This is a genomic window from Phaeobacter sp. CC-HEC084 (assembly GCF_059429255.1).
Window position 1 is genome coordinate 829,774 of sequence record NZ_JCAIJQ010000009.1, and the last position, 17,565, is coordinate 847,338.

The 17,565-nt window shown below is 61.3% G+C and carries 18 protein-coding genes; 10 read left to right on the top strand and 8 right to left on the bottom strand.

Annotated features, from left to right (window positions below; all coding sequences use genetic code 11):
* Positions 1-48: 48 nt before the first annotated feature.
* The 7 genes from AC5SSZ_RS21155 to AC5SSZ_RS21185 all read right to left on the bottom strand — a co-directional run bounded on the left by AC5SSZ_RS21155 (position 49) and on the right by AC5SSZ_RS21185 (position 7,608).
* A complete protein-coding gene (locus tag AC5SSZ_RS21155; RefSeq protein WP_274831693.1) occupies positions 49-942 on the bottom strand; it encodes an isocitrate lyase/PEP mutase family protein in 894 nt (297 codons plus the stop codon).
* A gap of 5 nt (positions 943-947) precedes the next feature.
* Positions 948-2,219 carry a TRAP transporter large permease gene (locus AC5SSZ_RS21160; protein WP_274829370.1) on the bottom strand — a complete coding sequence of 424 codons (1,272 nt, stop codon included), beginning with the start codon at positions 2,217-2,219 and terminating at the stop codon, positions 948-950.
* Positions 2,219-2,713 carry a TRAP transporter small permease gene (locus AC5SSZ_RS21165; RefSeq protein ID WP_274831695.1) on the bottom strand — a complete coding sequence of 165 codons (495 nt, stop codon included), beginning with the start codon at positions 2,711-2,713 and terminating at the stop codon, positions 2,219-2,221. The genes AC5SSZ_RS21160 and AC5SSZ_RS21165 overlap by 1 nt, the downstream gene beginning before the upstream one ends.
* A gap of 63 nt (positions 2,714-2,776) precedes the next feature.
* A complete protein-coding gene (locus tag AC5SSZ_RS21170) occupies positions 2,777-3,766 on the bottom strand; it encodes a TRAP transporter substrate-binding protein (RefSeq protein ID WP_274836083.1) in 990 nt (329 codons plus the stop codon).
* Positions 3,767-4,106: 340 nt separating this feature from the next.
* Entirely contained in the window at positions 4,107-5,480 is a 1,374-nt protein-coding gene (locus AC5SSZ_RS21175; protein WP_495439915.1) for an aspartate aminotransferase family protein, read from the bottom strand.
* 80 nt (positions 5,481-5,560) lie between these two features.
* Positions 5,561-7,036: an NAD-dependent succinate-semialdehyde dehydrogenase gene (locus AC5SSZ_RS21180; protein ID WP_274829366.1), complete on the bottom strand. Its 1,476-nt coding sequence runs from the start codon at positions 7,034-7,036 to the stop codon at positions 5,561-5,563.
* 83 nt (positions 7,037-7,119) lie between these two features.
* Complete coding sequence (locus AC5SSZ_RS21185) at positions 7,120-7,608, bottom strand: Lrp/AsnC family transcriptional regulator (protein ID WP_347509902.1); 489 nt, start codon at positions 7,606-7,608, stop codon at positions 7,120-7,122.
* A gap of 321 nt (positions 7,609-7,929) precedes the next feature.
* Between AC5SSZ_RS21185 and AC5SSZ_RS21190 the strand changes: the two genes are divergently transcribed.
* The 10 genes from AC5SSZ_RS21190 (at position 7,930) to AC5SSZ_RS21235 (ending at position 16,074) form a co-directional block, all read left to right on the top strand.
* Positions 7,930-9,234 carry a M24 family metallopeptidase gene (locus tag AC5SSZ_RS21190; RefSeq protein ID WP_347509898.1) on the top strand — a complete coding sequence of 435 codons (1,305 nt, stop codon included), beginning with the start codon at positions 7,930-7,932 and terminating at the stop codon, positions 9,232-9,234.
* Positions 9,122-10,279, top strand: a complete 1,158-nt coding sequence (gene argE / locus AC5SSZ_RS21195) for an acetylornithine deacetylase (protein ID WP_065272109.1) — start codon at positions 9,122-9,124, stop codon at positions 10,277-10,279. The genes AC5SSZ_RS21190 and argE overlap by 113 nt, the downstream gene beginning before the upstream one ends.
* A 62-nt stretch (positions 10,280-10,341) precedes the next feature.
* Positions 10,342-11,037 carry a GntR family transcriptional regulator gene (locus AC5SSZ_RS21200; RefSeq protein WP_274829363.1) on the top strand — a complete coding sequence of 232 codons (696 nt, stop codon included), beginning with the start codon at positions 10,342-10,344 and terminating at the stop codon, positions 11,035-11,037.
* Between the two features lie 193 nt (positions 11,038-11,230).
* A complete protein-coding gene (locus tag AC5SSZ_RS21205; RefSeq protein ID WP_495439918.1) occupies positions 11,231-11,845 on the top strand; it encodes a ribonuclease D in 615 nt (204 codons plus the stop codon).
* A complete protein-coding gene (locus tag AC5SSZ_RS21210) occupies positions 11,842-12,810 on the top strand; it encodes a KpsF/GutQ family sugar-phosphate isomerase (protein WP_274829361.1) in 969 nt (322 codons plus the stop codon). Before AC5SSZ_RS21205 ends, AC5SSZ_RS21210 begins: the two co-directional genes overlap by 4 nt.
* Positions 12,811-12,843: 33 nt before the next feature.
* The gene (lptC, locus tag AC5SSZ_RS21215; RefSeq protein ID WP_065272105.1) at positions 12,844-13,443 is read left to right on the top strand and encodes an LPS export ABC transporter periplasmic protein LptC; all 600 of its coding nucleotides are present in this window, start codon (positions 12,844-12,846) and stop codon (positions 13,441-13,443) included.
* A gap of 69 nt (positions 13,444-13,512) precedes the next feature.
* On the top strand, positions 13,513-13,956 hold the full coding sequence (locus AC5SSZ_RS21220) for an LptA/OstA family protein (RefSeq protein ID WP_082996065.1): 444 nt from the start codon (positions 13,513-13,515) through the stop codon (positions 13,954-13,956).
* On the top strand, positions 13,956-14,717 hold the full coding sequence (gene lptB / locus AC5SSZ_RS21225; RefSeq protein WP_065272103.1) for an LPS export ABC transporter ATP-binding protein: 762 nt from the start codon (positions 13,956-13,958) through the stop codon (positions 14,715-14,717). The genes AC5SSZ_RS21220 and lptB overlap by 1 nt, the downstream gene beginning before the upstream one ends.
* A 274-nt stretch (positions 14,718-14,991) precedes the next feature.
* Positions 14,992-15,555 (top strand): ribosome hibernation-promoting factor, HPF/YfiA family, encoded by a 564-nt coding sequence (hpf, locus tag AC5SSZ_RS21230; RefSeq protein ID WP_065272102.1) that lies wholly within the window; start codon positions 14,992-14,994, stop codon positions 15,553-15,555.
* Positions 15,556-15,609: 54 nt separating this feature from the next.
* Entirely contained in the window at positions 15,610-16,074 is a 465-nt protein-coding gene (locus AC5SSZ_RS21235) for a PTS sugar transporter subunit IIA (RefSeq protein ID WP_065272101.1), read from the top strand.
* A 54-nt stretch (positions 16,075-16,128) separates the two neighbouring features.
* Here AC5SSZ_RS21235 and AC5SSZ_RS21240 read toward each other — a convergent pair whose 3' ends face one another.
* Positions 16,129-17,565 carry a sulfotransferase family 2 domain-containing protein gene (locus AC5SSZ_RS21240; RefSeq protein WP_495439921.1) on the bottom strand — a complete coding sequence of 479 codons (1,437 nt, stop codon included), beginning with the start codon at positions 17,563-17,565 and terminating at the stop codon, positions 16,129-16,131.

Consider the following 17,565-nt stretch of genomic DNA (forward strand, 5'->3'; position numbering starts at 1 on the left):
TCCTGTCCACGTTTACTGTGCGTAAACCATGATTGCGCGGATCCTGGCTTAACTACCTTCGCGCGCGCCGATCACCGGGCGGGCCGATGTCGCATAGCGCTCGGAGGCTTCGTAGTAGTCGTCAAATCCGATCCGGCGACGCAGCTCCATGAAATCCATCAGGTTGCTACGTGGCTGACCCTCTTTCATCTCGGCCAGCGTCTGCATCATTGCCTGCATCGCCGAGGCCATCAGCGACAACGGATAGGCTGCGATACGATACCCGATCTCCTCCAGCGCCTCGGGCGGCAGGTCGGGGGTTTCACCGCCTTCGACGATATTGGCCATATTGGGTGCGTCCGTTGCCGCGCAGACCTCGCGCATCTCCGCCTCGGACCGGGGCGCCTCGACAAAGATGATATCGGCGCCCAGCTCACGGAACTTCTGCGCGCGGGTCAGCGCCTCATTCAGCCCGTGATCATGACGGGCATCGGTGCGCGCAAGGATCAGGATATCCTGACCTTCCTCACGTGCATCCACGGCGGCGCGGATGCGGTCAAAGGCTTCCTCGCGGCCCACCACCGCCTTGCCCGGCGTATGGCCGCAGCGTTTCGGCGCCAGTTGATCCTCGATCATCACCGCAGCGCAACCCGCATTGGCCATCCCCTGCACCGTGCGGCGCACGTTCATCGCATTACCATAGCCGGTGTCCCCGTCGGCAATCAGCGGCACAGAGATCGCCCCGGCGATATTGCGGGCCTGATCCAGCACTTCGCCATAGCTCATCAGGCCCAGATCCGGCGCCCCGATCCGCGAGGCCGAGGCGCCAAACCCGGTCATGAAGGTCAGGTCGAACCCGGCCTGTTCGATCAGCTTGGCCGACAGCGCGTCATAGGCGCAGGGCATGGTGTGAAGGCGGGGCTGCGCAAGAAGGGCGCGCAGGCGGTCAGCAGGTGTCGTCATGTCACTCACAATTTGAAGGGAATATAAAGGGCAAGGTCGGGCACCAGATAGAGCAGCACCACACAGAAGAACATCAGAAGCAGGAAGGGGATCGCCCCACGCGCCACATCGCCAAGTGTGGCGCGTGCCACGGCCTGGATCACGTAAAGGTTCAGCCCCACCGGCGGCGTGATCAGGGCGGCCTCGACCATCACCACCATGAAGACGCCGAACCAGATCGGATCAAAGCCCAGCCCCATGGCAGCAGGCAGCAGCACCGGGGTCATGATCAGCACCATCGACAGCGCCTCCAGTACCAGCCCCATCACCACGAGGATACCGGCCACCAGCAGCACGAACATCACCGGGCTGGACACCGCGTCCGAGATGAAGGCGCTGATTTCCTGCGGGATGCGATACAGGGTGATCGCCTTTCCGAACACCTTGGCACCCGCGATGATCAGCAGGATCGCGACCGTGGTCGCCATGCTGTCCACCGCCGCCTCCCAGAAGGCTTTCCAGGTCAGCGTACGCAGGACCAGCGCGGTGATGACCACGGCAAAGGCAAATCCGATGGCCGCGGCCTCGGTCGGAGTAAAGGCGCCGGAATAGATGCCCGCCACAACCACGGTGGCCAGCGCAATCGACGGCAGCGCCCGCAGGGTGGCGCGGCGGCGTTCGGCGCCGGTCGCCTTTTCACTGCGGCCCATGCCCTTCATCGAGGCATAGATCATCGAATAGCCCGCAAACAGCACCAGCAGCGCCAGACCGGGGCCGACACCGGCCAGGAACAGGGCAATCACCGATTCCTCGGTGACGAAACCGTAGATGATCATCGGGATCGACGGCGGGATCAGGATTCCCAGTGTGCCGCCAGCGGCCAACAACCCGTAGACAAAGCGCCGCTCGTAGCCGCGGTTGATCATTTCCGGGATGGCAACGGTGCCAATGGTAGCGGCCGTCGCCACCGAAGAGCCGGAGATCGCGGCGAACAACCCGCAGGAAATCACCGTCGCCACGGCAAGCCCACCAGGCCAGTGGCCGACCCAGGCCTGTACGGCGGCATATAGATCACGCCCAACGCCACCTTTCAGCAGCACATTGGACATCAACAGGAACAGCGGCACCGCCAGCAGAATGAAGCCATCCAGAGTGGAGAGGATCGCCTGCGGCGCCATCAGCGGAGAAAACCCGCCAAGGATCAGCATCGACAGCCCGAGCCCACCAAGGGCAAAGGCAACCGGCACGCCAACAAGCAGCAGCGCGAACAGGGCGAAAAGGATCAGGAAAACCGTCATTATTCATGCTCTCCTTCAGCCGCGATATGCCCCTGCGCCGCGCGCCAGACCTCGATCACGGATTGCAGCAGCAGCACCGCAAAGCCGAAGGGCAGCGACAGTTCGACGTACCACATGGGCATATCCAGCATGGTGCCGGTGGTGCGCCCGCGCATGAAACTGTCGTGGAAAATCTCATATCCGTAGACCAGCACGACAGCGGAGAACACCGCCACCACCGCCATGGCAAAAACATCCGCGCCGATCCGGGGACCACGTGGCAATCCGGAGATCACCGCCGTGATGCGGATATGGCGCCGTTCGCGCAGGCACCAGGGCGCCGCGATCAGCGATCCCCAGATCAGGCAGAACTGGCTCAGCTCCGCCGCCCAGATGGTGGGGCGGACAAAGAAATAGCGGGCCATAACCTCATAGGTCAGCATGACCCCCGCAAGAACAAAGAGGACCGCCGCCACAAGGGCCAGCGCGGTCACGAACCTGGCAAAAACGTGCATGGAATTTCCCGAAGAATAAGATGGACCGGCCCCGGATGCGGCGCCGGTCCGTGACTGTCAGGCTCAGAACTTCTCGGCAGCAGACAGGATTTCTGCGCCCAGATCACCGGCCTTGGCACGGAAGCCGTCATAGACGGGCGCGGCAGCCTCTTTCCAGGCGGCGATCTCTGCGTCGGTCGGCTGGTACACCGTCATCCCAGCCTTTTCTGCCTCGGCATAGGCGGCAGCCTCGATCGCGGACATCTCGTCCCGTACCGCGATTTCAGCCTTGCGGGCGGCATCGGCCATGATTTTCTGATGCTCAGCCGACAGACCATTCCACCAGTCGGTGTTGGCCACGACGATGAATTCGATATCGGCGTGGTTGGTGACGGTGATAGTGTCCATGACCTCCCAAAGTTTGCGGGATTTCACGCCCGAAACACCCGTCATTCCGATATCAACGGTGCCGCGCTGATAGGCCAGATACTGCTCGGAGCCGGAAATCAGCGTCGGTGCACCGCCGGTCGCAGTGACGAAATCACCCAGCGTCTTGCCAAAGACGCGGGCCTTCTTGCCTTCCATATCAGCAGGCGTTTTCACCGGACCGTCCTGGGACAGCATGATGGCGCCGCCATAGGCCTGCCACCACAGAACCGTGGCCCCGGTATCGGCGATGGCCGCATCGATGGGTCCGCGCACCGGGCTGTCCGGCGCAACGGCCTTGCGCACCTTTTCCTCTGAGTTGAACAGGAACGGCATATAGAAGACATCCACCGCCGGAATATCCCCGACATAGCGCGTCAAGGAGGCCACGCCCATCTCGATGGCGCCAGAGCCGACAGCGGCAGGCACTTCCTTGTCCTTGTAAAGCTGCGCGGAGTCGTAAATCTCCACCGCGATGTCACCGTTCGAGGTCTTTTCGACCTCTTCCTTGAACATCAAGAGGTTCTGGCCAAGGTGGCTTTTGAGCGGCAGCTGCAAAGAGATACGTGCAGTCACATCCGCAGCAAATGCGGGCAGTGCAGTGCACAGCGCCAGCGCGGCGCCGGTCAGCGTCGAAGTCAGTTTCATGAATTTTCCTCCCGTTAATAAAAGAATGTTCCATCAAGGACTTACCTTTGGTCAAGGAAAATGCCGGGGGCCTGCCGGGTGCGATAGCCGCACTTTAAAATATTAATACAATTCAATTATTTGACTGGTTCTGCAGCTCAATTTTTTTTGGAAAGGCCGCATCCAAAGCGCCCTCAGCCGGGCGATAACGCGCAGCGGCTGCAACAAAAAGAAAGGCGCCGCGCAAATTGCGCGACGCCTTTCTTTTTGCCGGGCCCAACGGGAGAGGATCCTCCCGCAGGGGATCCGATCCGGGCGGGAGCGCCCCGCCCGAGGCGTATCCGGACCTCAGCCCAAGGTATTAGCCCAGAACCGCTTTCACGGCCCGCGCGGTTGCCGCAACCACGGTGTCGGCCTCTTCACGTGTCAGGCAGAAGGGCGGCGCAAAGCCCAGGATATCACCCTGCGGCATGGCGCGGGCAATCACCCGGTCCTGCTCCAGCAGCTTGGCCGAGATCTGCGGACCGATCTTGTCAGCCGCGTCAAAGAAGGTGCGGCTATCCCGATCCTTCACGAATTCCACCGCACAGAGCATGCCTTCGCCGCGGATGTCGCCGACATGGGCATGATCGCCCAGCGCGTCCTTCATCGACTGGTTCAGGTAGGCGCCAACGCTGCCTGCGTTTTCAACCAGATTCAGGTCATCGATCAGCTTGAGGTTGGCAACGCCCGCCGCAGCACCGATGGGGTGCGCCGAATAGGTCCAGCCGTGGCCGATGGGGCCGTTCTCATCGGTACCCTGCTCCAGCACCTTCCAGACCTTGTCGGATACGATCGAACCGGACAGCGGCGCATAGGCCGAGGTCAGGCCCTTGGCGATGGTGATGATATCCGCTTCCAGCCCGTAGTGATCGCTGCCGAACATGGTGCCGAGACGGCCAAACCCGGTGACGACCTCATCCACGACCAGCAGGATGTCGTGCTTTTTCAGCACTCCTTGGATCGCTTCCCAGTATCCGGCCGGGGGCGGCACGATGCCACCGGTGCCCAGAACCGGCTCCCCGATGAAGGCGGCGATGGTGTCTGCGCCTTCGCGCGCGATCAGCGCCTCAAGCTCGGCGACGCAATGGGCGACGAACTGCTCCTCGGTCTGGTTCTGATCCTCGCGGCGGAAATAATAGGGCGCATCGGTGTGAACCACCTGTGCCAACGGCAGGTCGAATTTCTTGTGGAACAGCTCAAGACCCGTCAACGAACCGGTGACCAGCCCCGAACCATGATACCCCCGCCAGCGCGAGATGATCTTCTTCTTCTCGGGCCGGCCCAGAATGTTGTTGTAATACCAGATCAGCTTGACGTTGGTTTCATTGGCGTCCGAGCCGCCGAGGCCGAAATAGACCTTGGACATATTCGAAGGCGCCCGGTCCAGGATCATCTTGGACAGGGTGATCGACGCCTCGGTGCCATGCCCGACATAAGAGTGGTAATAGGCCAGTTCGCGGGCCTGATCTGCGATGGCTTCGGCGATTTCCTGACGGCCATAGCCCACGTTCACGCAGTAAAGGCCTGCAAAGGCGTCCAGCAGCTTGGTGCCGTCGCGGTCTTCGATATGCACGCCGCTGGCGGTCTTGATCACCCGGTTCGGGCTTTCGCCGCGTGCGTGCTGCGCCAGATGGGTCGAGGGGTGAAAGAAGTTGTCGCGGTCCCATTGGTCCAGTTGATCGTTTTTCAGCATATCTAGTCCTTCTGCGTTTCCCGGTGCCCGCACGGCCCGGGTGTGATCGTTTGATATTCAATTGCCCGGCAAGGAGCCCGTCACGCCCAGTCGCGGCAGACGTATTTGACCTCGGTGAATTCTTCCATGCCCAGACGCGCACCTTCGCGACCCAGACCGGATTGCTTGGCGCCGCCAAAGGGGATCGGCGCACCGGTCACCTTGGTCCGGTTCACGGCCACCATGCCAAATTGCAGCGCCCGCGACAGCCGGTAGATACGGCGCGGATCCTGCGTATGCACATAGGCCACCAGCCCGTATTCGGTGTCATTGGCACGCTGGGTGATTTCCTCTTCGCTGTCAAAGGGGGCCACCGGCGCCACCGGACCAAAGGTTTCCTCGTGCATGATCTTGGCATCCTGCGGCACGTTGGTCAGCACGGTCGGCTGATAGAACAGCGGTCCCATGGCGTGGCGTTCGCCGCCGCAGGCCAGTTTGGCGCCCTTCTCAATCGCGTCGCGCACATGTTCTTCCTGCTTGGCCACGACTCGGTCGTGCATCAGCGGCCCGATGTCCGGGTCGTCCATGCCTAGACCAACGGTCAGTTTCTTGGTCGCCGCCGTCAGCCGTTTGCAAAACTCCGGGTAGACGCTGCGCTGCACGAAGATCCGGTTGGCGCCGAGGCAATCCTGACCCGAGGTCGCGAACTTCGCCTTCATGGTCTCTTCGACCGCCTGATCAAGATCGGCATCCTCGAAGACGATCACCGGTGCGTGGCCGCCCAGCTCCATCACCAGCCGCTTTACCGTATCGGCGCTTTGCCGGTACAACAGCTTGCCCACTTCGGTAGAGCCGGTGAAGGACAGCGCCCGCACGCGGGTATCTTCGGTCCAGGGTTTGACCACGGTGGGCGCATCGCCGGTGACGACGTTGAACACCCCGGCAGGCACGCCCGCGCGTTCGGCCAATTCGGCCAGCGCCAGGGCGCTGAACGGGGTTTCCGCCGAAGGGTGCGCCACGACGGTGCAGCCCGCCGCCAGCGCCGCTGCTGCCTTGCGGGTCAGCATCGCGGATGGGAAGTTCCACGGCGTGATCAGCGCCACCACGCCAACCGGCTCGCGCCACAGCTCGACCTCGGCATCGGGCAGGTGGCTGGTAACGCCTTCGATGTTCGGACGCTTGGCCTCTTCGGCGTAGAACTCCACAAAACCCGCGCCGTAGTCGATTTCGCCCATCGCCTCGGACAGGGGTTTACCCTGTTCCAGCACCATGATCCGGGCCAGATCCTCCTTATGATCCAGCTGCAGCTGATACCACCGGCGCAGGATGGCCGAACGTTCCTGCGGCAAAAGCCCCGCCCAAGCGGCGAAAGCATTCTGCGCGGCATCGACCGCAGCAGAGGATTCTTCTGCCGAAAGGCTCGCGACATGGCCAACCACATTTCCGGTTCCGGGGTCCTTCACGGCAAAGGTATTGCCGTCTTCAGCCGTCTGCCACCGGCCATTCACATAAGAAAATGAACGGACTAGCGTTTTGTCCGCGATATCGCTGCGGGCAGAAAGGGCGGTGTCGGCCATGGCAAATCCTCCTGAAGTTCAGGAGGACATTCCTCTGCCCGATCCAGAAACAGTAGCCAAAGTTCCCCCATGACGGAGAAGATTCAGCTGCTGCGCCCCCCTCCCAGCAAAATATCCAGCGGCGGACCGCCCGGACCTTTGACCGGTTTGGTCACGATATAGGTGAAATAGCGCGACAGGCCGATGCGGGCATCCAGCATCGAATCGATCAGCCGCTGATAAGCATCGATGTCATGGGTGACGATCTGCATCAGGTAATCGAAGCCGCCGCCCAGCGCCCAGCAGGCGGTGACCTCGTCATAGCGCTGGATCGCCAGCTCAAACGCCTGAAACCGGGCTGCCGTGTGATCGGCAATTTCCACCGCCACAAACACCGTTATATGCGGTGCCAGTTTGCGCAGGTTGATGCGGGCGCCATAGCCTTCGATCAGCCCGGCCTTTTCCAGCTTGCGCAGCCGATCCCAGCACGGCGTCGGAGACAGGCCGATGCGTTCGGCCAGGGCCGCTTTGGTAATGCGCCCCTCCTGCGTCAGCACGCGGAGAATGGCGATATCCCGGTCATCAAGACGTATCATGCGTCAGGGCTGTATCACGGGTGTGATCACTGGAAAAGCGCCCCGCGAATCTGTGAACACTGCGCCACCTGCCGTGCCGGAGAGAACACAGGTGACCGCGATACCGGCGTAGGTTCTACTCTGGACCAAAATTGTCCAAAGATTCGCCGGTTGTGCACAACAATCACGCAACCTGCCGCTCACGACGTCGTAAATGCCGATTATGCGTGTCGTTTTGAGCAAATCCTTTGCCGCGAATAGATCGGAATCGGAGGATGTACTCATCTACAAAGATTACAGTCCCTATTTCCGACACCCCTCCTTTGAACAGAGGTCCCCATGCCACTGGAACTTGCTCCGTTTACTGAGGGCGAATACGCCCGCCGCATCGCCAAGACCCGTAAAGCCATGGAGGCCGCCGGGATCGACGTTCTCTTCGTCACGGACCCGTCCAATCAGGCCTGGCTGACCGGCTATGACGGCTGGTCCTTCTATGTCCACCAGGGTGTCATCCTGGGGCTGAACGGTGATCCGATCTGGTGGGGCCGCACGATGGATGCCTTTGGCGCCCTGCGCACCGTCTGGATGGAAGAGCGCAGCGTCATCGGCTACGACGACCGCTATATCCAGTCGACCACCTGCCACCCCATGGAAGATCTGGCCGCGCATCTGACCCGGCTCGGATATGGCAAGGCCCGCGTCGGCGTGGAAATGGAAAACTACTATTACTCCGCCAAGGCCCACGCTGTCCTGCAAAAGAACCTGCCCAACGCCAGCCTGCATGACGCCACCGCGCTGGTGAACTGGCAGCGTGCCGTGAAATCCGACGAAGAGCTGATGTTCATTCGCCGGGCCGCCCGCATCACCGAAAACATCGTCAATCTGGCCATCGAACGCGCGCGCCCCGGTCTGCGCAAGAACGAGCTGGTCGGCGACCTGCTGCAAGCCGGCACCTACGGGGTTGGCGAAGACTGGGGTGATTACCCGGCCATCGTGCCGCTGACGCCCTCGGGCCTGGATGCCACCGCCGCGCATATGACCTGGGACGGGCGCGAGATGCAGACCGGCGAGGCAACTTTCTTTGAACTCTCTGGCTGCTACCGCCGTTACCACGCGCCGCTGTGCCGTACCGTGCACCTGGGCCAACCGCCGCAGGAGATGCTGGACGCTTCTTCCGCGCTGAACGAAGGGATCGAGGCCGGGATCGAGGCTGCAAAGGCCGGCAACCGCGCCTGCGACATTGCCAATGCCCTGAATGGCGCCCTGAAAAAGGCCGGAATCGACCGCAACGGACGCTGCGGCTACCCGATCGGCCTCAGCTACCCGCCGGACTGGGGTGAGCGGACCATTTCGCTGCGGGACACCGACGAAACCGTGCTGATGCCGGGGATGACCTTCCACTTCATGCCTGCACTCTGGATGGACAGCTGGGGGCTTGAGACCACCGAGACGATCCTGATACGCGAGAACGGACCTGCCGAAGCTCTCTGCGATGTGGAGCGCAAAATCTTTGTGAAAGACGAGGTTCTGAATGACCTTCCTGCCCCGAACGACGGATTTGTTGGGAGAACTCATCGCGCAACCGACCGTGTCCGCGAGCAGCAACCTGACATTGATGTCGCTATTGGCGGACCGGCTGGATAGCGCAGGCGCACAGGTTCATCTGTGGACCGACGACACCGGCAGCAAGGCCAATCTTTTCGCCACCATCGGTCCTGATACCGATGGTGGCATCGTTCTCTCGGGCCATTCGGACGTGGTGCCGGTGACCGATCAGGACTGGTCCAGCGACCCCTTCCAGATGGTGGAGCGCGACGGCAAGCTGTTCGGGCGTGGCACCTGCGACATGAAGGGATTCATCGCCGCGGCAACAGCGATGGCGCCGCATTACGCGGCGCTGAACCCGACCCGACCGATCCACTTCGCCTTCACCTATGACGAAGAGGTCGGCTGCTTTGGCGCGCAGGCTCTGGCCAAGTCGCTGAAAGAACGGGAGATACGCCCCTCGGTCTGCATCGTCGGAGAGCCTACGATGATGCGCATCATCGAAGGCCACAAAGGCTGCTATGAATATTCGACCCATTTCACCGGGCTCGAAGGGCACGGATCCGGGCCGGATCTGGGGGTCAATGCTGCGGAATACGCGGCGCGCTACGTCGCCCGCCTGCTGGAGCTGAAGGACGCCCTGCGTGCCCGCGCCCCCGAAGGCAGCCGGTTCGAACCGCCCTGGACCACCATCAACACCGGCGCGCTGGTCAGCGGCCACGCCCATAACGTGATCCCCGGCAAAGCGCGGGTCGACTGGGAAATGCGCCCGGTGCAGAAATCCGATGCCGACTTCGTCAAAGAAGACCTGCACCGGCTATGTACTCACTCCCTGATCCCGCAGATGCAGGCGGTGTTCCCCGAGGCTGGTATCGTCACCGAAGTGATCGGAGAGGTCGACGGTTTGGAGCCAGTGACCGACAACGAGGCCCGCGAGATCCTGCAGGAGCTGACCGGGGCAAATGGCGCCGATCTGGTGGCATTCGGCACCGAGGCCGGAATCTTTCAAGGGCTTGGCATGAATGTCGCCGTCTGCGGACCGGGATCGATCGAACAGGCGCATAAACCCGACGAATACGTCTCGCTCGACCAGCTGTCGCAATGCCTCGGGCTGCTCGAAGGGCTCTCTGCCAAACTGGTCTGAACAGATATTTGCGCCGACGGGCGGGGACAGGTACACAGGCACCCAACCAAGGGAGGCCTCCAATGACCTCATCCTCGCCCAACACGGCGCTGGATCTCGACAATGCCGACTATAGCGCCCGTGACCGGTTCGAACTGATGCACCGGGAAATCCGGGATCGTATCTGTCTGCTGGACTATGCGCCCGGAACCCGCCTGTCGGAAACCGAACTGGCCGAGGAATTCGGCGTCAGCCGCACCCCGCTGCGCCGGGTTCTTGCCCGGCTCGAAGACGAAGGGCTGGTGCAATCGGTACACGGCGTAGGCACCTTCGTCACCGATGTAAACCTTGAGGAACTGGCGCAAACCTACCAGCTCAGGATGGAACTGGCCGGCATGATGGGCCACATCATGCCCCTGCCGCCCAGCGACGCGCTGATGGCCGAGTTCCGCGCCCTGTCGGATCGCTCACAATCGCTGCTGCAGGACCCGGCCCCGCGCGAATTTGCCCGGCTGATCACCGATTTCTTCCTCGCCACGCTGAAACTGACCGGCAATATGCCGCTGCGCACCACAGCCGAACGGCTGTATTACCAGACCTCGCGGATCTGGCTGACCTCGGTGATCGATTCCGTCATCGACCTATGCGATGAAATGCGCATCTTCGATGGCGAGATCAGCACCGTCACCGCGGCGCTGGAGGCTGGCGACCTTCAGGCTGCCGCGATGCTGCAACAGGCTCATATCTCGATGAGTTTCAGCCGCATGAGAGCCGGATAAAGACTGCCGGACCGAATGCTTTGGCAGGTTTCCTATTTGGCTGACCTGCCTTAAACCCCATGTTAGCAGAAATATCGTCCAGTGCTGCCCGACACCAAGGGCGGGGCTGGGCTACAGTTGAGTTCAGAGGCTTTAGCCCCTATTTCGGCAGAAAGGCGGGCCGCGCGCCCTGCCCAGACAAAGGACCGCTCCATTGGCCAATCATCTTTACAAAAACGACCTGCCGGACGGGCTTGACCTTGGCCCGGTTGTTGCAATCGATTGTGAAACCATGGGGCTCAACCCCCACCGCGACCGGCTGTGCGTGATCCAGATGTCCGGCGGTGACGGCAACTCTCATATCGTTCAGATTGAGAAGGACCAGAGCGAAGCACCGAACCTGTGCCGTATGCTGGAAGATCCCAATGTGCTGAAGCTGTTCCACTTCGGGCGTTTTGACATCGCCGCCATGTACCACGCATTCGGCGCGCTGGCAGCACCGGTTTACTGCACCAAGATCGCAAGCCGCCTGATCCGCACCTATACCGACCGCCATGGGCTGCGGAACCTGTGTCAGGAGCTGATCGGTGTCGATATTTCGAAACAGCAGCAGATGAGTGACTGGGGTGCCGAAACCCTGACCGAAGCGCAGCTGGACTATGCCGCTTCGGACGTTTTGTACCTGCACCGCCTGCGTGAAGAGCTGGACAAACGTCTTGCCCGTGAAGGCCGCACCGACATGGCGCAGGCCTGTTTCGACTTCCTGCCGATGCGCGCGCGCCTTGATCTGGCGGGCTGGCCCGAAACCGATATCTTTGCGCACTCATGAGCGGGTCGGAGCACTTCCTCGCCACGGCGCGTCAGGTCGTGACCGACGAAGCCCGCGCACTGGATGCGCTGGCTGCCGGTTTTGACGAGCGGTTCGCCGATGCGGTGCGCCTGATCCTGAAGGCCGAAGGGCGTGTGATCGTCAGCGGTATCGGCAAATCCGGCCATATCGGTCGCAAGATCGCAGCCACATTGGCCAGCACCGGCACACCTGCCCATTTTGTGCATCCGGCCGAGGCCAGCCACGGCGACCTTGGCATGCTGTCCAAGGGCGATGTGGTTCTGGCCATCTCCAACTCGGGCGAAGCGCCGGAGCTGGCCAATCTTCTGGTCTTTACCCGCCGCTTTGACATTCCGCTGATCGGCCTCTCCAGCAGGCCGGAAAGCACCCTGATGACCCAAGCCGACGTGCAGCTGGAAATCCCGGCCCTGGGCGAGGCCTGCGGATACGGGATCGTGCCGTCGATTTCGACCACGCTGACGCTGGCCATGGGCGATGCGCTCGCCATTGCCATTATGAAGCACCGCGATTTCCGCCCCGAGAACTTCCGCGATTTCCACCCCGGCGGCAAACTCGGTGCGCGCCTGTCCAAGGTCCGCGACCTGATGCACGGCGGAGACGCCCTGCCACTGGTCGCTGAAACCAGCCCGATGTCCGAGGCGCTGCTGGAAATCAGCCAGAAGGGATTTGGCGTGGCCGGTGTCACCGGTGCTGAGAACGCCCTGACCGGCATCATCACCGACGGCGACCTGCGCCGCCACATGGACGGGCTGCTGAGCCAGACCGCTGCCGATGTCATGACCTCCTCGCCGACGACCATCGGCCCCGACGCCCTCGCCGAAGAGGCGCTTGCGGTGATGAATGCCCGCAAGATCACCTGCCTGTTTGTGGTTGATGCTACCCAGGGCCCGCAGGCACTGGGCCTGATCCACATCCACGATTGCCTGCGCGCGGGCCTCGGCTGAACCGCAACGCCAAAAAGAGAAAGGGGACACCGGATGGACCGCTATTCGCGCACAGTCGCCTATCTCAAGGTGCTGCTGCCGCTGGCAGCGCTGGCGCTGCTGTCGACGCTGTTCCTGATTTCACGCGGTGTCGACACCGAGGCGGTCATCCCCTTTGCGCAAAAGGAGATCGAGGAACGCATGCGCGGGCAGCAAGTTACCCGCCCCTTCTTTTCCGGCACCACCGCGCAGGGCGATGAGATCATGGTGATGGCCTCGGTTGCTCAACCCAACAGTGACAGCGGCGGCGCCACGGCCACCAATCTGCAGGCCGAAATCCGCATGGCCGAGGGCGGCCGGATGACGTTGGTCTCTGACAGCGGCGCGGTGCATCCCGATCAAGGTCTCGCGCGGTTCAGCGGCAACGTCAAACTGACATCTGCGGATGGTATGACGGTTGAGACCGAATTACTGGAAACCGCGCTGGACGGGGTGCGCGCAGAAAGTCCTGGACCGGTTCATGCCACGGGCGCCCTTGGCGTTCTGACTGCGGGGCAGATGCTGGTGACGGCAAAAACCGAAGGCGGACCGGTGCAAATGGTATTCAAAAACAGAGTCAAGCTGGTATACGATCCCAATACTAAAGAAAGATAGCCCGTGTTCAGATTGCCCACCTTGCTGATTTGCCTGTCTTGCACCCTTGCATCGGTTGCACCGGTTGCGATGGCCCAGACGGACGTGATTGCCTTTGGCGAGGTTAAGGCCGACCCCAAGGAGCCTGTCGAGGTCACAGCCGATGCGCTGGCGGTCAACCAGGCCGATGGCTCGGCCGAATTCACTGGCAATGTGCTGATCATCCAGGGGGTGATGCGACTGTCTGCGAACCGGGTTCTGGTGATCTACAAGACCGATGAGACCGGCAAACGTGGCATCGACCAGCTTGAGGCAACCGGCGATGTGCTGCTGGTCAGCGGCCCGGACGCCGCAGAGGCCGAGAAGGCGGAATACACCATCGACAGCGGCACCATTGTGATGACCGGAAATGTCCTGCTCAATCAGGGAGCCAGCACGCTGACCTCGAACCGGCTTGAGGTGAACCTGACCACCGGCACCGCGAGCATGGCCGGACGGGTCAAAACCATCCTCAACCCGGATGGCGGCAACTGATGGCGACAAAACCCGAACTGAAGGTCACCGAAGGCTCGTCCGGCCTCAGGATCGAACACCTGCGCAAAAGCTATCGCAAGAAGGTTGTGATTCGTGACGTGACCATGCGTCTGGACCGGGGCGAGGTTGTCGCCCTTCTGGGGCCGAACGGGTCCGGCAAGACCACCAGTTTCTACGCCATCGCCGGCCTTGTCTTTCCCGAGGCGGGCACCGTCACCATCGACGGGCAGAACGTCACCAACCTGCCGATGTACCGCCGCGCGCGGCTTGGCATTGGTTACCTGCCGCAGGAAATGTCCATTTTCCGGGGCCTGTCGGTCGAGGACAATATCTCGGCCGTGCTGGATATTGCCGTCAAACACGACCACAAGCGGCGCGAACGGCTGGAAGAGCTGCTGTCGGATTTCTCTATCGAACACCTGCGCCGCGCCCCTGCGCTGGCCCTGTCGGGCGGTGAACGGCGCCGGGTGGAAATCGCCCGCTGCCTGGCGGCGGATCCGAAATACCTGCTGCTGGATGAACCCTTTGCCGGGGTCGACCCGATTTCGGTTGGCGATATCCGCCATCTGGTCGCCGATCTGAAGAAACGCGGCATCGGGGTGCTAATAACCGATCACAACGTGCGCGAAACCCTCGAAATCGTTGATCGCGCCTATATCCTGCATGACGGTCAGGTTCTGATGTCCGGCAGCCCCGAAGAGGTGGTCGAGAACGAAAACGTGCGCCGCGTTTATCTGGGCGACAATTTCCGTATTTCCTGAACCGAACCGTACCTTTCGGGCCTCGGCCTGTTCCTGCCGGTTTCCTATTCCTTCACCATCTGCATCGCTTCTCCATTGACTCTTTTCGTCAGTTGTCATGGAATTGAAGTATGGCAAATGTGCAGTCCGATGCAGTCCGCAAGCTGGCCTTGGCAACAGGGTCCGCATGGTTGCTTCCGGCGTATTTGCCTAATCCCCTCATCCGCAGCTGACGATAGTCTGCCGGGCTTGGCCCCGGCGGTGTTGCGGGTGGTATTATTGTGAAGGAGATCACATGCGTTACAAAATCAGCGGTCAACAGATCGACATCGGCGAAGCGTTGCAGTCCCACGTTAAGGATGAACTGGGAACGGCTGTCGCGAAATACGCAGAGCGCCCGACAGACGCCACCGTGGTCTTTTCCCGTTCGGCGCATGAATACGTCTGCGAGGCCACCGTTCACCTGTCCACCGGTCTGACCGCTCAGGCCAAGGCTCATGCCACTGAAATCTATGCGTCTTTCGAAGGCTGCTGCAACAAGATGGAAAAACAGCTGCGCCGCTACAAACGCCGCCTGAAGGACCATCACCGCGACCGCAGCGAACCGGTTGAACATTTGGGCGCCAGCTCTTATATCCTCGCCTCTGATGAAGCGGAGACCGGGACCGAACCCGACTCGCTGCAGCCGATCATCGTGGCCGAGATGGAAACCAAGATCCCGTCCCTGTCCGTTGGCGAAGCAGTGATGCAGATGGAACTGGCCGGGGCGCCCGTTCTGGTTTTCCGCAACGAAGGCAAAGACGGATTGAATGTGGTTTACCGCAGGGATGATGGCAACATCGGTTGGATCGATCCTTAAGCAGTAGCCCAGCGGCCCACCGGATAAGGTGGTCGAGCGGAGCAAATGACCGAGATGCAGATTTCCAAGATCCTCAAACCGGACGCCGTCCGCGTGATTGGTGCAGCCTCAAGCAAGAAGCGGCTGTTTCAGGAGATCGCCGAGGTCGGGCATCTCGCCTATGGTCTCAATCCGCAACCCACGGTTGAAGCTCTGCTTGATCGGGAAAGCCTGGGCCCGACAGGGGTAGGACACGGTGTTGCCCTGCCCCACGCCCGTCTTGATGGCCTCTCCGAGGTCTGCGGCGTCTTCGTGACACTGGAAAAACCCCTGGATTTCGCGGCTGTCGACCGGCAACCCGTCGATATCGCCTTTGCGCTTTTCGCACCCGAGGACGCAGGCGTTGAACACCTAAAAGCGCTGGCTCTGGTCTCCCGCACCCTGCGGGAGCAGAATTTCTGCACCAAACTGCGCGCCAATAACGATCCGGCGACGCTGTTCACCATTCTCACCGAAAACCAGCCGGTTCAGGCTGCCTGAGAGCGGCATTGAACAGTCTATGGGGAAACTGCCCTTGTTCAGGGCAGACACTCGTCAGCGGTGCGGCCTCCAGGCATCGAACCCCAGCATCATATAATCCCGCTGATAGAGCGCTGTGATCATCTCCTCCAGCGCTGCATCATGAATATCGCTCAGCGTATAGGGCTGCGATCTCGGCTGTGACGGCGCATAGGCGGGCGCGGAGGCTGCAAACCTTTTGGCCAGCGCGGGAAGTTCAGTCGCCAACTCCTCTTCGCGCAGGATCAGGTCGGGCGGGCCAAGTTCGGCAAAGCCCGACAAGGCCTGTGACTGGCTGGACCATTCGGCATCGACCCGGATCGAGGTCTGTCCGGCAAGGTTGGCTTTGACAAAGCTCAGGAACCCTTCAAAGGCAGCGCGGTGATCTGCGCGGGAATAATCCCCATCCGGGCCATCCTTGGGCAGCGGCACCTTGAATTGACGGCGCAGGGTCTCACGAATGGCGCCATAGCTGCCCGGTCCCTTTTGCAGAATGCGGTGACAGAACACCTGGTGAATTCGCTCGGCCGGGTGACGCAGAACGGTAAAGCTGCGAAAGCCCTTGTTCTGAGTTTTCCACTGGCGGAGTTCTTTCTGGTTCATCCCGGAGATCAGATCCTCCGAAGTCACACCATCCAGCGCTGCCAGCCATTCCGCCACGGCTTCCTCGGGCCCACCCCGCATCGGCATGTAAAGGAGCGGCGTCTTGGCGGCGGCCAGATAGCCGCGCACCGCCGGACCACGGCGCGGTTCGAAATTAGGCGTGCGCGACAGGTTGAACCAATCCATTGCCGCAAGTGCTGCCGTCATCTCATCCGGGTTGGCCACCTTGGACAGGGTCGGCGCCGGGTTCTGCCGCTTCAGCTTGTCATCCAGTGCCTCCAACCGGGAGTTGACGCCCAACCATTGCGCCAGACCGTTCATCACATCCAGATTCTGCAGGTCTTCATAATCCACATAGAACGCGGTCTGGCCTGAGGACTGAAGCCGGTTCATCAACGTGATCTGAAATGCCTGAAGATCCTCGACATGGCGGGAAAACTCCGTCGCATCGAACTCCGCCTGCGCTTCTTTGCGGCGCTTGATATTGGTCAGCTTCCACTGACCGGTGGCCGCAGCGATCTTGCGCGAGACGTAGCTGTCCAGCGGGTTGCGGGTCAGGATGATCTTGGCGCAGCGAGGATCCTCCAGCGCAATGTCCAGAACCCGCAGATCGTGATCGTGGAAATACCGAAAGCCGCCAAAGGCATCGGGCTGCGACCGGATCCGGTCGATCAGCTTGCCAGGGTCCGCTTCGCGCATCTCCTGCGTCAGGCCCAGGATTTCGGTGCGGTTCGGGTAGCCGATGAAATGGGGATTGAAGGCCTCTCCGTGGCAGATCACCCCTTCTAGCGCGTTGAGGTTGGACTCCAAAAAATTGGAGCCCGTGCGCATTTCAGCAAAAACAACGAAGTAATCAAAGTGGTTGGTCAT

What these genes read in the sequence shown, in the direction of transcription:
- AC5SSZ_RS21155 (WP_274831693.1), bottom strand. Translation starts at nt 942, where the DNA reads ATGACGACACCTGCTGACCGCCTGCGCGCCCTTCTTGCGCAGCCCCGC.
- AC5SSZ_RS21160 (WP_274829370.1), bottom strand. Translation starts at nt 2,219, where the DNA reads ATGACGGTTTTCCTGATCCTTTTCGCCCTGTTCGCGCTGCTGCTTGTT.
- AC5SSZ_RS21165 (WP_274831695.1), bottom strand. Translation starts at nt 2,713, where the DNA reads ATGCACGTTTTTGCCAGGTTCGTGACCGCGCTGGCCCTTGTGGCGGCG.
- AC5SSZ_RS21170 (WP_274836083.1), bottom strand. Translation starts at nt 3,766, where the DNA reads ATGAAACTGACTTCGACGCTGACCGGCGCCGCGCTGGCGCTGTGCACT.
- AC5SSZ_RS21175 (WP_495439915.1), bottom strand. Translation starts at nt 5,480, where the DNA reads ATGCTGAAAAACGATCAACTGGACCAATGGGACCGCGACAACTTCTTT.
- AC5SSZ_RS21180 (WP_274829366.1), bottom strand. Translation starts at nt 7,036, where the DNA reads ATGGCCGACACCGCCCTTTCTGCCCGCAGCGATATCGCGGACAAAACG.
- AC5SSZ_RS21190 (WP_347509898.1), top strand. Translation starts at nt 7,930, where the DNA reads ATGCCACTGGAACTTGCTCCGTTTACTGAGGGCGAATACGCCCGCCGC.
- argE (WP_065272109.1), top strand. Translation starts at nt 9,122, where the DNA reads ATGACCTTCCTGCCCCGAACGACGGATTTGTTGGGAGAACTCATCGCG.
- AC5SSZ_RS21200 (WP_274829363.1), top strand. Translation starts at nt 10,342, where the DNA reads ATGACCTCATCCTCGCCCAACACGGCGCTGGATCTCGACAATGCCGAC.
- AC5SSZ_RS21210 (WP_274829361.1), top strand. Translation starts at nt 11,842, where the DNA reads ATGAGCGGGTCGGAGCACTTCCTCGCCACGGCGCGTCAGGTCGTGACC.
- lptC (WP_065272105.1), top strand. Translation starts at nt 12,844, where the DNA reads ATGGACCGCTATTCGCGCACAGTCGCCTATCTCAAGGTGCTGCTGCCG.
- AC5SSZ_RS21220 (WP_082996065.1), top strand. Translation starts at nt 13,513, where the DNA reads ATGGCCCAGACGGACGTGATTGCCTTTGGCGAGGTTAAGGCCGACCCC.
- lptB (WP_065272103.1), top strand. Translation starts at nt 13,956, where the DNA reads ATGGCGACAAAACCCGAACTGAAGGTCACCGAAGGCTCGTCCGGCCTC.
- hpf (WP_065272102.1), top strand. Translation starts at nt 14,992, where the DNA reads ATGCGTTACAAAATCAGCGGTCAACAGATCGACATCGGCGAAGCGTTG.
- AC5SSZ_RS21235 (WP_065272101.1), top strand. Translation starts at nt 15,610, where the DNA reads ATGCAGATTTCCAAGATCCTCAAACCGGACGCCGTCCGCGTGATTGGT.
- AC5SSZ_RS21240 (WP_495439921.1), bottom strand. Translation starts at nt 17,565, where the DNA reads ATGACCAACCACTTTGATTACTTCGTTGTTTTTGCTGAAATGCGCACG.